General features: G+C 47.0%; 12 protein-coding genes. 6 read left to right on the top strand and 6 right to left on the bottom strand.

Features of this window, described 5'->3' with window-relative positions; translation table 11 throughout:
* Position 1: 1 nt before the first annotated feature.
* Complete coding sequence (locus ACYVE4_RS20500) at positions 2-445, bottom strand: hypothetical protein (RefSeq protein ID WP_461042090.1); 444 nt, start codon at positions 443-445, stop codon at positions 2-4.
* On the opposite strand from ACYVE4_RS20500, the gene ACYVE4_RS20495 reads away from it, so the two are divergent.
* The 4 genes from ACYVE4_RS20495 to ACYVE4_RS20480 all read left to right on the top strand — a co-directional run bounded on the left by ACYVE4_RS20495 (position 444) and on the right by ACYVE4_RS20480 (position 3,523).
* A complete protein-coding gene (locus tag ACYVE4_RS20495; RefSeq protein ID WP_461042089.1) occupies positions 444-1,232 on the top strand; it encodes a sensor histidine kinase in 789 nt (262 codons plus the stop codon). The two genes, ACYVE4_RS20500 and ACYVE4_RS20495, sit on opposite strands and share 2 nt — an antisense overlap.
* A gap of 14 nt (positions 1,233-1,246) precedes the next feature.
* Positions 1,247-2,044, top strand: coding sequence for a LytR/AlgR family response regulator transcription factor (locus tag ACYVE4_RS20490; protein WP_461042088.1), 798 nt, complete (start codon positions 1,247-1,249; stop codon positions 2,042-2,044).
* Positions 2,045-2,161: 117 nt separating this feature from the next.
* Positions 2,162-3,106, top strand: coding sequence for an extracellular catalytic domain type 1 short-chain-length polyhydroxyalkanoate depolymerase (locus ACYVE4_RS20485; protein ID WP_461042087.1), 945 nt, complete (start codon positions 2,162-2,164; stop codon positions 3,104-3,106).
* A gap of 42 nt (positions 3,107-3,148) precedes the next feature.
* Positions 3,149-3,523 carry a hypothetical protein gene (locus ACYVE4_RS20480; protein ID WP_461042086.1) on the top strand — a complete coding sequence of 125 codons (375 nt, stop codon included), beginning with the start codon at positions 3,149-3,151 and terminating at the stop codon, positions 3,521-3,523.
* A gap of 122 nt (positions 3,524-3,645) precedes the next feature.
* On the opposite strand, the gene ACYVE4_RS20475 is transcribed toward ACYVE4_RS20480, so the two are convergent.
* Positions 3,646-5,172, bottom strand: a complete 1,527-nt coding sequence (locus ACYVE4_RS20475; RefSeq protein WP_461042085.1) for an RtcB family protein — start codon at positions 5,170-5,172, stop codon at positions 3,646-3,648.
* Positions 5,173-5,286: 114 nt separating this feature from the next.
* Here ACYVE4_RS20475 and ACYVE4_RS20470 point away from each other — a divergent pair, with 114 nt between their 5' ends.
* On the top strand, positions 5,287-6,333 hold the full coding sequence (locus tag ACYVE4_RS20470; protein ID WP_461042084.1) for a helix-turn-helix transcriptional regulator: 1,047 nt from the start codon (positions 5,287-5,289) through the stop codon (positions 6,331-6,333).
* A 43-nt stretch (positions 6,334-6,376) separates the two neighbouring features.
* Here the strand turns inward: ACYVE4_RS20470 and ACYVE4_RS20465 are convergent, their stop codons facing one another.
* The 3 genes from ACYVE4_RS20465 to ACYVE4_RS20455 all read right to left on the bottom strand — a co-directional run bounded on the left by ACYVE4_RS20465 (position 6,377) and on the right by ACYVE4_RS20455 (position 11,928).
* Positions 6,377-7,825 (bottom strand): DUF1501 domain-containing protein, encoded by a 1,449-nt coding sequence (locus ACYVE4_RS20465; RefSeq protein ID WP_461042082.1) that lies wholly within the window; start codon positions 7,823-7,825, stop codon positions 6,377-6,379.
* 113 nt (positions 7,826-7,938) lie between these two features.
* On the bottom strand, positions 7,939-11,106 hold the full coding sequence (locus ACYVE4_RS20460) for a DUF1553 domain-containing protein (RefSeq protein ID WP_461042081.1): 3,168 nt from the start codon (positions 11,104-11,106) through the stop codon (positions 7,939-7,941).
* A gap of 234 nt (positions 11,107-11,340) precedes the next feature.
* Entirely contained in the window at positions 11,341-11,928 is a 588-nt protein-coding gene (locus ACYVE4_RS20455; RefSeq protein ID WP_461042080.1) for an RNA polymerase sigma factor, read from the bottom strand.
* Positions 11,929-12,342: 414 nt separating this feature from the next.
* Between ACYVE4_RS20455 and ACYVE4_RS20450 the strand changes: the two genes are divergently transcribed.
* Positions 12,343-13,365, top strand: a complete 1,023-nt coding sequence (locus ACYVE4_RS20450; RefSeq protein ID WP_461042078.1) for a LacI family DNA-binding transcriptional regulator — start codon at positions 12,343-12,345, stop codon at positions 13,363-13,365.
* A 44-nt stretch (positions 13,366-13,409) separates the two neighbouring features.
* Here the strand turns inward: ACYVE4_RS20450 and ACYVE4_RS20445 are convergent, their stop codons facing one another.
* Positions 13,410-14,738, bottom strand: coding sequence for a M20/M25/M40 family metallo-hydrolase (locus ACYVE4_RS20445; RefSeq protein WP_461042077.1), 1,329 nt, complete (start codon positions 14,736-14,738; stop codon positions 13,410-13,412).
* Between the last annotated feature and the right edge of the window lie 14 nt (positions 14,739-14,752).

Below are 14,752 nucleotides of genomic sequence, written 5' to 3'. Positions count from 1 at the left end.
TTTATTCAGCTACACCAGCCGGAATGTATAACGAGCCGGTTTGACGGTATCTCTGGTATTTATTGGCAATTGCCTTACGACTCAGATCGGCAGGTTGACCCGTAATTTTTTCAGCTTCGACTGGTTTTGGTGCTGAAACCAAATGCGGCTGATTATCTTGGAAGATGAACGTTCGGTTATCATGGCGGCAGATTGCGGGTGTTGCATCGCTGCTCGTATCCATCCTAGTCAACCTGCCATTATTGCGATTAACGACGCGATCGCGGTTGGCGTTTTTGCCAGGTGCGCCCGATATGGAACCAGGACTGGCGCTAAGTCGCTTACTATTCCATTTTGCGTTTACTTTTTTCGTTATCGAACTAAATCGGTACGTACTAACAACTAAATCGTACCCTTTCCGAACAGGTTTAGTCGGTTGGTACGGAGTTAATTTTCTGCTATTCATGCTGCTAAACGGAGCATTTGCCGGACTCATACTACTGTGGTTTCCCGAACGCCCTGTTCTGGTGGTTCTCACCACGTATTTTCGTGGTTTTTTTGTCTGGATAACGGCTCTGCTGATTGGCAATTTTTTGAAAGTGCTTCAGGAAAATCGGATGATCCAGGCTGAAAATGAGCAATTGAAACGAGAGAGTTTACAGGCCCAACTTGATACGCTCAGAGCGCAGTTGAATCCGCATTTCCTGTTCAATTCTCTCAACGCGCTGAGCGCACTCATTCGCGAGGGAGGGCCTAAAAGTGGGCAATACCTGACCCGACTCTCGCAGGTGTTGCGGTATTCCCTGCAAGTTCAGCAACAGACATTGGTGCCGTTTGCCGAAGAAATGAAGTTTATGTCGGACTATTCATATTTATTAACCATTCGATTCGGGGAGAACTTACGTATTGACAATCAGTTGCCTACAAATGCTCCCTGGCAGATTCCGCCCATGTCGCTACAGTTGTTAATTGAAAATGCGGTCAAGCACAATGTTGTTTCAAAAACTCGGCCCTTAACGATCTATCTGGCTGTAGATGCTGCGAACGAATTTATAACCGTGAGTAATATTCATCAGCCGAAAGCTGAACCCGTCGATGGCCTGGGGAATGGATTACCAAATTTGGACAGCCGGTTCCGTTTGCTGACCGGTAAGTCGATTCAGATTAGGCAATCGGATGGCGTGTTCAGTGTTCATTTGCCAATTATTCCCATGCTAGTGGACCAATCGAAAACTACAAACGGAATCTCGTAAAATCATACTAGCCAATGCGTGTGCTGATTATTGAAGACGAGCAAGTAGCCGCCAGCCATATTACGGCGTTGCTTCAGGAAATCGAACCATCCATTGCCCTATTGGGCGTAATCGACAGTGTTGAGGATGGGCTGGCGCAATGGCCGAATCTTCCCAAACCAGACCTGATTTTTTCAGATATTCAACTGGCAGATGGATTGTCTTTTTCCCTGCTGGAACGAGTGGCTGTACCTTGCCCTATTGTTTTTACGACGGCCTACGATGAGTATGCGATTCGGGCGTTTAAACTGAATAGCATCGACTATCTGCTAAAACCCATCGATCGTGAATCGCTCGAAGCGAGTTTGTCTAAATTTCGTTCCTTAAATCGACCCGCTACCGACGAACTGATGCAGCAGATGCAAACGCTGTTGAGTCGACATGCTTTTCAATCGCAGACATACAGGCAAACGTTTCTGGTCCAGTTTCGGGATAAATTGATACCGATCAAAGTAACGGATATCGCTTATTTTTCGATTGACGGTGGCGTTGTAGCCGCCACTTTATTCGCTCAATCTACTGACCGCCGAACGCTGGATTATGGCATCAGCTACCCTATTGATCTGACGATGGAAGAATTGGACGCGCAACTTGATCCGCACCAGTTCTTTCGGGCAAATCGTCAGTTTATTGTCGCCCGCAACGGCATTCAGGAAGCCGAACTCTATTTCAATGGTCGATTACAACTTAAGCTGCAGCCAACCGCCAATGGTCCGGTATTGATCAGTAAAGATAGGGTTACGCTATTCAAGAAATGGATGGAAGCGTTTTGATAGTTCACGGTAACCAATGGCGATTTAACGGGCGAATCTGTCGTCTTCACATTGGTTTTTCAGCAATCGCTATTCTGGATAGCTAGGTTTGTTTCATCAATATTTTTTCTCAATTGTATGAATATAGGCGCTGTTTTGATTGGCTTCGTTTTACTAACGGGTCGATGTGGGGATCTGTTGGCATCAGGCTCGATACAGACTACTCTTGAATCCGATATTCGGGGAACGCTGGAGCATGGTGGCATTACACGAAGTTATTTAATGCATTTGCCTGCTAACTATAGCTCACAATCGAAAGCGCTGCCGCTGGTTATTGCACTGCATGGGGGAGGGGGAAGCGGACAACAATTTGCCACTCAGTCGAAATGGAGCGAAAAAGCTGATCAGGAAGGCTTTATTGTGGTCTATCCTGACGGTGTGCAAAACCCAGGCGTATTGCGATTACGAACCTGGAACGCAGGTGCCTGTTGTGGGCAAGCCGCTTCGACACAACATATCGATGATGTCGGTTTTATTAGACAACTAATTGATAACCTGGTCAAAACGTACCCAATCGACGCGAAGAAAGTATATGCAACTGGCCATTCAAACGGTGCGATGCTCTGCTACCGATTGGCGTGTGAATTGTCGGAAAAACTGACTGCCGTAGCCGCCAATGCCGGAACCATGCAAGTACAATCGCCCTGCAACCCGAAGCGACTCATTCCTATTCTGCACGTCCATTCTACACGGGATAACAACGTGCCATACACAGGTGGAATTGGTTCAAGGAGCCTGAACGGACAGTGGAATGCGCCCGTTGACAGCACCTTATTGGTTTTTGCTAAACTAGCCCAATGTAAATCAGCAAAACCGACGGTTAAACAGGAGGATAAATACACGTTTTCCCAATGGGATTTCTGTAACGAAAACGTAGTCATTCAATACTATTTAACTTCAGACGGTGGCCACTCCTGGCCGGGTGGGAATAAAGGCGCCCGGCGAATTGGTGATCCGCCTTCGGAAGCGTTCGTCAACAATGATATCATTTGGAATTTCTTTAAAAAGTCGATTCGTCCCTGACGAATGTGCGAACATTGAATCAATAATTAAACCTGTATTACTATGAAAACCAACTTCTTGAAATTCACTCTAAGCATTTGTCTGATAGTCATCTCGATTGCCGCAATGGCGCAGCGCGACCAACTCGGAACGCCGGAAGAACGGGCAACCCGCCAGACAGCACGTTTGAAAGAAGTCCTGAAACTATCCCCAGAACAGGAAACGTCCGTAGCCGAAATCAATCTTAAGTATGCCAAGCAGGCTCAACCGCTGATTGAAACGGGCGGACGGAATCTGCGTACGCTTCGGGATGCCAAATCCATTGCGAAGAATAAGGACAGGGAGATGAAAGAAGTGCTGAATAAAGACCAGTATAAGCAATACCAGACGATCAAGGAAGAAATGAGGACCGCTCTGAGAGAACACCGTAAACAATGATTTTCTATAAATATCTGACCCTGAAGGGATATACCTAATTGTATAATTAATCGTTTTTTGTCATTCTGAACGTAGTGAAGAATCCCAAAGTCTTCACTACGTTCAGAATGACAAAAAAACATCTAATCTTCCCGACCTTCTTTCCGGTTCGCGTCGGCCATCCGGACGATTTTAGGGGTGAATTTCGCCAGTACGGATACCAGATTACGCTGTGCACCGATAACCGTTTCGATGTTTTTGTAGACCATCGGTGCTTCGTCCAGGTCACCACCAATCAGCTGGATGTCTGCTTCCTGTAAGGCCTTATTCAATTGCGATTTAGTAATGTTGTTGAACGCCTGCGTCCGCGACATTAATCGACCAGCACCGTGCGAGGCAGAATTAATCGAATCAGCAAAACCGCGTCCGCGCACCACAAACCCCGGATTGGTCATCGATCCCGGAATAATTCCCAATACATCAGCTCCGGCTGGCGTAGCGCCTTTGCGGTGAACCATGACATCACGACCATCCGCCAATTTTTCTTTCCAGGCAAAGTTGTGGTGATTTTCGATCATCCGTAGCGGTTTTTCCCCCAACGCTTTTGCCAATTTGTTATGAATTTCGTGGTGATTGGCCGACGCATATTCTCCCGCCAGATTCATCGCAATCCAGTATTCCTGACCTTCTTCCGTAGTCAAATCGAGCCAGGCCAGGTGAGCGGCTTGTTTGGGAAGCTTCGTTTTCTGCATCGCCAGTTTGGAGTAATAATTGGCCACGTTTCCCCCAAAACCGCGCGAACCCGAATGCGAAAGCAAAGACAGATACTCGCCAGGAGGCAAGTTCAACTGGGTGTCATATTCGTACACCTCCACGATTCCCCATTCGACAAAATGATTGCCGGTTCCGGAGCTTCCTAGCTGGCGATAGGCTTTATCCTTAAGATCACGAATAATTTTAGTGGCCTGCCATTCTGGTAAATCCATCACTGATTCGTCGAACTTATCACGGGTTTCACCTCCCATTCCGAACTTGGTTTTCTCGACCAGCGATTTTTTTAGCAAATGTGGTTCGCGCTTTAAAAAGGCGGGTGGCAAATCGAACACGGACAAACACATCCGGCAGGCAATATCGACCCCAACGGCAAACGGAATAATCGTATTCGCTTCCGTTGCCAGAACTCCGCCAATCGGTAATCCGTAACCCTGGTGAGCATCAGGCATCAAAGCCCCGGCTACTGAAATAGGTAGGCTCGCGGCCGTTTCCATTTGCTTCAGTGCCCCTTCCTCAATATGCTCACGGCCAAAAATAGCATAGGGTAATACATCGGTTCGTAGCTCGAAGCTGTTCGCAACCTGATTACCCGTTGCGTCCAGTACGTAAGGAGCGGGCTCGGCCGGCAAATAAGAAGCTCCGGTTTCGCTAAGCGGAACGGCAATTCCTTGTTTGTTCAGGTCGTAAATCGACCGCGCCAGATTCGTGACTTTGTTTTTAGAATAGGCAAATTTCTTCGGGTTCTGGAGCATCTGCGCCAACAAACCCATCGCCTTTTCTTTCGGATAATCAGCCCGTTGAACTAAGCCGTTCGCTACCCGCAGGAAAGAAATATGTAATGACTCCGGGATAGCTCCCAGCGTCAAAATATCGTCAAGTGAAATAAGGGTTTCCATAAAAGTAAAATGTTTCCGTTATGACAAAGGTTCGTAGCTTCTGCGCAAGGTTTTTGCGTAGTTGGAAAAATTTTCACATTTTTCACAAAGAACAATCGTAAATCGTACTTCACTGTGCCTGCTAATCGGAATGCTTTGGTGCGCTACAAAACGCTGGATGCCTGTTTGCGTAATCGACAACGAAAATGGACGCTAGATGACCTGATCGAAAAAGTATCGGAAGCCTTGTATGAATACGAAGGCATTGATAAAGGTATCAGCCGACGTACGGTTCAGGCTGATCTTCAGCTTATGCGTAGTGATAAGTTAGGCTATTTTGCTCCTATCCTTGTTGTCGATAAAAAGTATTATACGTACGAAGATCCAACATACAGCATTACGAACATTCCGCTTTCGGATGGCGACCTGTCGCGCATGAACGAAGCGGTGGAAGTGCTAAAACAGTTTAAGGGTTTTTCGCATTTTACAGCGCTGAACGAAGTAGTGCAGAAGTTAGAAGACTATGTGTACTCAACGGCACAAAAATCGATTCCGGTGATTGATTTTGAGAAGAATGAAAACCTGAAAGGGCTCCATTTACTGGATGAACTTTATCAGGCTATCGTTCAAAAACAGCCGCTCAACATTCTGTACCAATCGTTTTCTGCACGACAACCGCAAACGTTTCTTTTTCATGTATGGTGGCTGAAGGAATTTAAAAATCGCTGGTTTGCCGTAGGAATTTGCGAAGGGAAAGAGCAAATTCTGAACCTCGCTCTGGATCGGATGATAAAGCTTACGCCCGCCACTGACCTCGACTATACGCCCAGTCGCACTGATCCAGATACGTATTATCGTGATGTGATTGGGGTGTCGGTTGGGGAAACGATGCGAGTTGTCAAAGTGAAATTGTTCGTGAATGGACATCACGCTCCTTATGTGGAAACCAAACCCTTACATCATTCGCAGCAGGTTCTGGAACGTACTTCGGACGGAATTATCATTCAACTGCGTGTACAACACAATTTTGAGCTGGAACGTGAAATTCTGGGCTTTGCTGATGGCATGGTCGTGCTCGAACCCGAACGGCTTCGACGCGTGATTCAGAAACGATTGCAGGAAGGGTTGGGGGCGTACCAAAGCATAGAAAATGAATCTTTTATTCAACCAGATCGTGAATAACAACTAATTGATTTTGTCATCCAGACAAAAAAGGGTAGGGGTGTTACACCAGAATACCGTTCACTACTTTACCTTCGACGTCTGTAAGCCGGAAGCGACGCCCTTGAAATTCAAACGTTAATTTCTCGTGGTCGATACCCATCAGATGGAGGAGAGTAGCCTGAAAATCATGAACATGCACCGGATTTTGGGCAATGTTGTAGCCAAATTCATCCGTTTCGCCGTATGTAATTCCCGGTTTTACACCACCACCTGCCATCCAGATCGTAAAGCAGCGCGGATGATGGTCCCGCCCGTAATTATCCTTCGTTAGCTTGCCCTGCGAATAATTTGTTCGACCAAATTCACCACCCCAAATGACAATCGTATCATCCAACAATCCGCGTTGTTTTAAGTCTTGTACAAGGGCCGCCGAAGGTTGATCAGTCGCCTTGCATTGTCGACTAAGCCCCTTCGGTAGATCGCCATGCTGGTCCCAACCCTGATGATAGAGTTGGACAAACTTCACGTCGCGCTCTACTAATCGTCGCGCCATCAGGCAATTAGCGGCAAACGTGCCTGGATTACGTGCTTCCGGGCCGTATAGATCAAATACCCAGTCAGGCTCGTTGGATAGGTCGTTTACTTCGGGAACGGACGTTTGCATGCGGAATGCCATTTCATATTGGGCAATATGGTTGGCTACCTCCGGATCACCGTAAATTTCTTCCTGAACCTGATTGAGATCTTTCAGCGCATCGAGCATATACCGACGATCTGACGTGGTATAACCATTGGGGTTATTGAGATAAAGAACCGGATCGGCGCCCGAGCGGAATTGTACGCCCTGATGTTTGGAGGGCAGAAATCCGTTACCCCACAATCGGGCGTAAAGGGGCTGATCCTGCGGGGCATCTTTTGAGACGAGAACGATAAATGCGGGCAGATTTTCATTGGCAGCCCCCAATCCATAGCTGATCCAGGAACCAATGCTGGGCCGCCCCGCGAGTTGATTCCCTGTCTGGAAAAACGTCAGCGCCGGATCGTGGTTAATCTGCTCGGTGAACATGGATTTCACAAAGCACAGATCGTCAGCAACTTTGCTAGTGTGCGGCATTAATTCACTGACCCAGGCACCACTCTTTCCATATTGAGCAAACTGATACGGTGATTTTACCAGTGGCAACGATGATTGTTGGGCGCTCATGCCTGTTAACCGCTGCCCTTTCCGAACCGACTCTGGTAAATCCTTTCCATGCATTTTTTCCAGGAACGGTTTATAATCGAATAGTTCTAATTGAGAAGGCCCACCACTCTGACACAAATACACAATTCGTTTGGCTTTGGGAGGCCGGTGCGGCACCAATGGGGTAGTGGTTGGGGCCGGGGTGGAAAAGAGATTTTTCGGCAACAAGGCTCCTAAAGCCAGGGAGCCCAGGCCAATTGATGTTTTGGCCAGGAACGACCGCCGATTAAATGTATCAGCCAGAGTTTGTGTCAGTTTCTCGTTCATTGGTTTGTCGACTTTCCAAGGCCTGTGTCCTCACAGACCTTTCTTTGGATGGACTGTATTAGCTGACGCATAACTGGTCTGTGAGGACACAGACCTTGGAATTGTTTCAATGCTCAATGTTTGGTCACGAACGCTTCTGAGTTCATGACGGTGCTGGCAACGACGGCACCGGCAGCTAGTGCCGCCTTATCTGTCGTATTTTTTAACGCATAGTCACCCGCCTGTAACCAACCCTGCATTTTGGTTGGTTTTTTCGTAAACTGCTGATATTCCTGGTTGTATAATCGAGTCAAAATGGTCAATTCCTTCTGCGTTGGTTTGCGGCTAGCTAGCAATCGAAATAGGTTCGTCAACCCATCTGGTAAGGATTGGTGTTGGAGTGACGACCGTTCCGCAACCACTTTCGCGGCCTCGACAAACTGCGGATCGTTGAGCAAAACCAGCGCTTGAAGTGGTGTACTTGTTTTTTGACGCTGTACGACGCAATAGCTACGCGAAGGCGCATCAAATGTGTTCATCGAAGGAGGTGGATTCGTTCGACGCCAGAACGTATACAAACTTCGACGGTATAAACTCTCTCCTTTATCCTGCTCGTAAACGGCATTGTTTACGGCCCATAAACCATCTGGCTGGTATGGCTTTACACTTGGCCCACCAATTTTTTTTGACAGCAACCCACTAGCCGCCAGCGCATTGTCGCGAATCATTTCAGCCGTTAACCGTGACAATGGACCGCGAGACAACCAGGTATTTTCGGGGTCTTGCTGAATACTTACATTCGTTGCTCGGGAAGATTGCCGATACGTAGCTGACATAACAATCAGTTTCTGCATAGCTTTTATATTCCATCCCGATTCCCGGAACGTAATCGCCAACCAATCCAGAAGTTCGGGATGGGTAGGTAATCCACCCTGATTACCGAAATTATTAGACGATTTTTGGAGGCCCATTCCGAAGTAGGTTTGCCAGTAGCGATTGACGACGACGCGGGCCGTTAGCGGATTGTCGGGATGGAGAAGCCATTGGGCAAGTCCTAGTCGATTACGGGGGAATTCGGGTGAGAAAGGTAGTATGCTGGCCGGAACGTTGGGCTGAACACGCTCGCTATGGGCATCGTAGACACCGCGCTTGAGCAAAAAAGTAGGGCGCGGTTTTTTCATTTCCTCCATCACCATAATCTCCGGAATCGTATCCGCAGCCCGATTGCGTTCCGTTCGCAATTTTTCCAATGCTTCCAATTGGTGTCGATACGGAACTGATGTTGTAGCCAGGTAATACTGATACAGCGATTTCGAATCAGTAACAGGTATTGATGTTGGCGTATTATTTCCATCCGTCTGCGCCAGCAAAGCTACTTCTGGAGCGGTGAGTTCGCGGTTGTAAACGACCAATTCATCGACTAATCCATTTTTGATACCAGTTCCACGCATGTCGGCACCGACCTGTAAACCAGGCTGATCTTTACCTAGATGTCGGCCTTTAGGGAAAATAATATCCTTGTAAAGATTGTCTTTTTCGGTGATCATGGCTGCTTCCCGGCCATCGATGTAGAGCTTCAGTCCACTCGCTTTGCTCGACCCGTCGTAGGTCATGGTCAACTGAACCCATTTTTGTTTTGGTAGCGGCTGCTGACTGATCCTGACTATGTTGTTATAAGGCCAGGTGTGAGCCATCAGGAGTTCGGCTTTACCATCGCGAATGTTCAGGAAATAGCCGCGGAAATTGTAGAGAATATCGCCCTGTCCTTTATGCAGAATGACTCCTTTGTTGAGGTCTTTGGGGATATTGATCCAAACACCAATGGAGAATGGCTGCGCCCGATGAAAAATCCCCGCTTTACCCAGGCTAAGAATATCATCGCCGTTGGAGCGAAACGCCTGCCCGAACTTTCCGACTGTTACTATGGGATCGACAACTGTGCCTTTATCGTTGGCTGAGACCTCACTGATGAATTTCCCGTCTACTAATTTATCGAATGTAAAACGTGCTTGGAGACCTTTTTTAGGGTCGAACGTAGCTGTGTTTCCGACTTTGGTTCGCCATTGGGAAAAGGGTTGATGTCCCGCCTTTATTATTTGGGCGATTGATTGATTCGCGTTTTTTATTTGCGTATCAAAAAAGGCCAGCAGACTATCTTCTTTCTGTGAAGTCAGGAGCATGGTTGGCACAGGTGGCGCGTCATCCCACGAAATCTGACCCGCTTCATCAATGTTGTTGAAGAACGCAAACAGGCTGTAATAGTCCTTCTGCGAAATCGGGTCAAATTTATGGTCGTGGCAACGAGCGCACTCTACCGTAAGGCCTAACATGGCCGTACCCAGCGTGTTAGTCCGATCCGCGACGTATTCCACCCGAAATTCCTCATTGATGATTCCTCCCTCCATATTTTGGGAGTGATTCCGGTTGAAACCCGTAGCCAGCCGTTGGGTGCGGGTTGGATTAGGAAGCAAATCGCCTGCCAGCTGCCAGGTCAGAAATTGGCTAAACGGCTGGTTCTGGTTAAAGGATTCGATCACCCAATCGCGCCAGGGCCACATGGGCCGGTATCTGTCAACTGTGTATCCATGCGTATCAGCATAGCGAGCCAAATCCAGCCAATCAACCGCCATTTTTTCGCCGTAATGCGGTGATTTTAAGAGTCTGTTCACGACTTTTTCGTAGGCTTTAGGAGAATTGTCAGCCAGAAAGGCATCGATTTCGGCGAGAGTTGGTGGAAGACCCGTCAGGTCGAGTGATACGCGCCGGAGAAGCGTTTCTTTGTCGGCTTCGGGCGATGGTTTTAAACCCTTTTCTTCCAGTTTATGCAGTACGAAATAGTCAATTGAGTTCTTGGGCCATTGCGTATTGGCTACCTTCGGTAAAGCTGATTTCTGCGGTTTGATAAGCGCCCAGTGCGGTTTGTATTCCGCGCCCTGCTCAATCCACTTAATCAGAATCGCTTTCTCATAATCCGTCAGCACTCGATTCGAAGCTTTGGGTGGCATCATCTCCTGTTCGTCGGTGGTGATAATGCGATGATATACTTCGCTGTCGGCTAAATCGCCGGGAACAATGGCGTGTTTACCTTTTGCTTTTTTCAACGCAGCCAATGCACCTTCGCGGGTTGCTAACTCCAACCCCGCTTTCTGGCTGTTTTTGTCAGGGCCGTGGCAGAAAAAGCATTTATCGGAAAGTATAGGTTTGACGTGCAGATTATAGTCGATTGTTTCAGGAAGTTTATCTTCCAATTTGGCAATCGACGCGGGTTTCTCTACGTGCTGGCAGCTTTGAAGTAATACCAACCCAATGACGTAAATAAGGAAGAAAAATAGGGAATTGAAGGACCGGAACGACCTTTTTTCGCTTTTCTTTCGTCTATTCGCTATGCATGAAGTACTCCCCATAGTTTCAACCTTACCACGCCGATTTTACTATCTGAATGTAAAAGCTACTTTAGGCAGTTGTCTAATTAGGGTGTAAATCAGCTTTTCTCAAATCGAGTGAACCAACGTGTTTTTGTCAGCATAACAGAAATCTTACATCGGCGTGTGAATACGAGATTTCATGGTTCCCAAAGCTCGGTACAGAAAATTAGCAACGGTCTGTCGGTCAACTTTCATGAGCTGGGCGATGGTTTCATTTGAGTAGCCTTCGTAAAATTTAAGCACAATAGCTTCTTTCTGTCGGGCGGGGAGTTTGTCGATGAGCTGTTGCAATCGGTATTCGTTTTCCCAGACGACTTCGGAGCCGATCAGATCGGTTTCCCGAGTTCTTCCGTCGGTGAGTAGTGCCCCTTTAGATTCCCACTCATCTAGAATAACTTCCCGATTCGTTTCTTTTTTGATGAGCCGAAACAGATTATTTCGTAACGCTTTCATCAGGTAGACAGTCACATACGGCGTGTCAACTACATTTGCGCGACGGTGCCATAATTCCAGCATCAATTCCTGAAGGCAATCTTTAATCAATTCCCGATTTTTGGTGAAACGACTTGCTTCACTGTATAAAGCTCGGTAGCGCATTCGTACTAATTGCTCGAAAGCCTGCTCATCACCCGCTTTAAACCGTGTCCAGAGCTTTGCCAATTTTATTTCATCCAGCGTAGATAGCTTGTAAATAGCCATGTTAATTAATAAAGATGGGGAATAAAATAGGGGAATCGACACGCGAGGCAGGTAAGACTATAGCTGTACTTAATTTTGCCTGTTAGCGAAAAAGTACAAATTGTCTTACTTGCTATGGTTTATTCGCCAAAATTCCTATTCGTGGGTTTAAGACTGATTTTCTGTTTATTTTCTACTAATATATTTCCTTAGTACAAGTTAGCAAGATATTATACCACAGGAAATTGCCAATTTTTACGCAAACGATACCGGAAACGTTGCCGGAAACGTTTGCATTAATCGAACTATCCTTGAAAAGATTAAATTTTTATTCGTATAATTGAGTTGAGCCGTGGGCTCAAACTTTATCAATACTTTGTACGATCAACAAGCTATCTTATAAAAGTTATAATTGCCGTTTAGGCTGTAATCGATATGAAGAATACACCGGTTACGATTAAAGACATAGCGCGTTCGTTGAATGTTTCGATTTCTACTGTTTCGCGGGCACTGCGTGGTATGCCCGAAATTCATCCCGATACGCGAAACGCCGTGGTCAAACTGGCCGAAGAACTCGATTATCAGCCAAATCAACTGGCGAAAAATCTGGCGAAAAGCCGGACGAAAACTATTGGAGTGATTGTTCCAAACCTGAGTTATCATTATTTCTCTGCCATGCTCAACAGCATCGAAGAGGCTGCCTTGCAGGCTGGTTATAGCGTATTGGTATGTCAGACGAATGAATCATATCTGCGCGAAATCACGAATATTCAGAACCTATTACGGAGTCAGGTTGAAGGATTTATAATTTCCTTATCCCGCGATACGGATAATTACGAACATGTAGAACGGCTGGTCCGTAAGAATATTCCGCTTGTACTATTCGATCGATATGCCGAGAGTATCAATGTCTCGAAAGTGATTGTCGATAACCACGCTGCGGCCTTTAAAGCGACTGAACATCTCATTGAAAATGGGTGCCGACGAATTGGGTTTTTGGCTGGACCAACGCAACTGGTGTTAAGTAATCAGCGAATAGCAGGCTATCGGGCCGCTCTCACAAAGCACGGTCTTTCAGTTGGCGAGCAGTATATATTTCATTGCGATTACACACAGGAAAATGCGGTTATGCAAACATTGGCTATGATGAGCCTGCCACAACCGCCGGATGGTATTGTTGCTATTAGTGACCGAATGGCTTTTTCAGCCATGTATGCCATTAAGCAAAAAGGGATTCGGATTCCGGAAGATGTAGCTATCGTGAGCTTTAATAACGAGCCGGTTTCGGCTTATTTTTCGCCGTCGCTCACGAGCATCAGCCAACCCATTCAGGAGATGGGAGTCGAAACGGTACGATTGCTTTTGCGCGAATTAGATGCCAAAGAAGAACATGTACCGAAAGAGACTAAAGTGATGGAAACACAATTGATTGTGCGAGCATCATCGCTGCGTAGCTAGTTTACTAGTGGGGGCAGGTTTAAGTACCCGCCCCCACTAGTAAATTAATTAGCCACCCCTGCTTCGGCTAGCAGCACAAGCAGAATCCGCTCCATACCTAATACCCCTTTGTCGTTTAACCACCATTCGTTCAGGGCGTGAGCGTTACCGCCTGTACCACCGCTGCCGATAGTAATGGAAGGAATGCCTTTAGAAATCGGGCCGTTGGCGTTGGTTGAGCTGACGCTCAGTTTTGGGGTTGCCTGAAAGTATTTGGAAGCCGCCATCGCGCGTTGTACAATTGGTGTCGTTGATTCGGTACGACCTGATGGACGGTCGCCTACCAGTTTGACATCCACTGTTAGATCGGCCCCCCGGCGTTTCATCGCATTTTCTTCTTTGACGGCTTTCTGAACAGCGGCTTGTAGCAATGCATCGATACCTTTTAGTTTCTCTGGACTTTCGGAGCGCATATCCACCTCCATCCACGACTCGTACGGAATGGCATTCACCGATGTACCACCGCCAACCACACTAACGCTGTAGGTTGTTTTGACACCTTCTTTGGTAAATTTATCGGCTTCGGTTGTGAAATAATAGATCGCTTTACCCAATGCACCGTGTGGATTGACAATGCCAAACGCGCCGTATGAGTGTCCACCTGGCCCTTTGAAGGTAATCCGATACCGGTGAGAGCCTAACCCCCGGTGCGTAATGTTACTGATGTCATGCCCATCCACTACAATGTATGAGTCGATTTTAGGACCGCCGGGACGTAATAGGTATTTTACTCCGCGCAAATCACCAAGTCCTTCTTCGCCAACGGCTCCTACGAATAGTACATCGGCGTCAGTTTGGATATTGGCCTGTTTCATACCCTTTAAAACAGTCATTACCGCGGTAAGTCCACGCGTGTTATCGCCTACACCGGGTGCATACAGCGTATCACCTTTTTGCTTCACTTTGACGTCTGTTCCCGCTGGGAAAACCGTATCCAGATGCGCTTCAACAACAACCGTTTTTTTGCCGGAACGGCCTTTCTTTTTCGCCAGCACATTATTAACCTCGTCGATCCAGACGGAATCGGCACCAGCTTCTTTCATCAGCGCAGCAAAAGCTTTTGATCGTTCGGCTTCCTTGAATGGCGGTGAGGGAATTTCAGTAAGCGTGATCAGCGTTTTTTTTGTCTGTGGCTCCCAATCCGTAAACAGTTTGAAAGCAGATTGAACGGCGGGTTTCTTAGCGATAGCGCTGATTTCGGTCTCGTACTTCTTATCGATAGGGACGACTTTTTTTGATTCTTCGTCATCGGCTTCTTCCTGTGCAAACAGATATGGGGCTGATCCGCCTAGAAATACGGCGGTGAAAAAAGCGACTTTAACAAGTTGATTCATTGATAAGAAATAGA

The organism is Spirosoma harenae (assembly GCF_054776975.1).
The sequence above is the reverse complement of the archived record's forward strand: the minus strand, read 5'-3'. Positions and strand labels throughout refer to the sequence as shown.